Annotated in this window: 1 protein-coding gene; it reads left to right on the top strand. The window is 71.7% G+C overall.

Going from position 1 to position 1,393, the window contains the following annotated elements:
• Positions 1-100: 100 nt before the first annotated feature.
• Positions 101-1,393, top strand: a 1,293-nt coding sequence (locus tag ABT137_RS50975; protein WP_351720913.1) for a GAF domain-containing protein, incomplete at its 3' end; no start/stop codon positions are given.

Below are 1,393 nucleotides of genomic sequence, written 5' to 3'. Positions count from 1 at the left end.
CGACTTGCCCGATCCAGGTGCCCGACGCGGTCGGTGCCCACTACGGTGGGCTTTGACCGGACCTGCCGGTGTACGAGTCGACGGGGTCGGGAGGAGTGCGGTGGAGAGCCATGAGGCGGCCCGGGTGCGGCTGCCGCAGCTCAGGCTGGACGAGTTGCTGGAAGAGTTGCAGGCCCGGCTGGACGCCGCGCGTGGTACCCGGGACCGGGTGCACAGCCTGCTGGAGGCGGTGCTCTCGGTCGGCCGGGAACTGGACCTTGAGCAGGCCCTGCGTGGCATCGTGGAGGCGGCGGCCGTGCTGGTCGACGCCGAGTACGGGGCGCTGGGTGTGATCGGCCCGGACGGCAGGCGGCTGTCGGCCTTCCACACGGTCGGTGTCACCGAGGAGGAGATCGCCGGGATCGGCCCTTTCCCGGAGGGGCACGGGATCCTCGGTGAGCTGATCCGCCATCCCGAGCCGCTGCGTCTGACCAAGCTTTCCGAGCATCCGGCCTCGTACGGGTTCCCGCCGAACCACCCGCCGATGAACTCGTTCCTCGGTGTCCCGATCCGGGTCCGCGACCAGGTCTTCGGCAATCTCTACCTCACCGAGAAGCGGGGCGGAGGCCAGTTCGACGAGGAGGACGTGTCGGTGACGTCCACGCTGGCCGTGGCGGCCGGGGTGGCGATCGACAACGCCCGGCTGTACGAGGAGTCGCGGCTGCGTGAGCGGTGGCTGCGGGCGAGCGCGGAGATCACGAACAGGCTGATGTCCGGCACCGCGAGCGCCGGGGCTCTCGGGCTGATCGCCGAGCAGGCCAGGGAGATCACGGACTCGGCGCTGGCCGCGGTCGCGACGCCGATGGCGGACACGGGCTCGCTCACCGTGGAGATCGCCGTGGGGATGGACGCGGATGCGCACCGGGGGCTGGTGCTGCCGCTGGACAGGACGCTCATGGGCCTGGCGTTCACCCAGGGCACCGCGGTGACCAGCGCGGATGTGGTCCACGACGACCGGGTCTCGCCCGAGCCGCCGCGCTTTGGCGGGCTGGGGCCCGCTGTGGCCAGCCCCATCGGCACGAGCGAGGCCGGTGTGCGTGGTGTGGTGCTGCTGGCGCGTGAGGCGGGCCGGCCGCCGTTCACCGCGAAGGAGACCGAGCCCCTGCAGGTCTTCGCGGCGCAGGCGGCCCTCGCGATGGAGCTGGCGGAGCGGCGGCGGGACGCCGAGGAGATCGCGGTGCTGAAGGACCGCGACCGGATCGCCCGGGATCTGCACGACCTGGCGATCCAGCGGCTGTTCGCCACCGGGATGACCCTGCAGAGCGCCGGGCGCTTCATCGAGCATTCGGAGGCCTCCGAGCGGGTGCTGCGGGCCGTGGACGACCTGGACGAGACCATCAAGATCATCAGGTCG

Source organism: Streptomyces sp. NPDC001980, assembly GCF_040296885.1.
Classification (GTDB): Bacteria; Actinomycetota; Actinomycetes; order Streptomycetales; family Streptomycetaceae; genus Streptomyces.
Note: the sequence above shows the minus strand (reverse complement) of the source record. Positions and strands in the feature narration are given on the sequence as shown.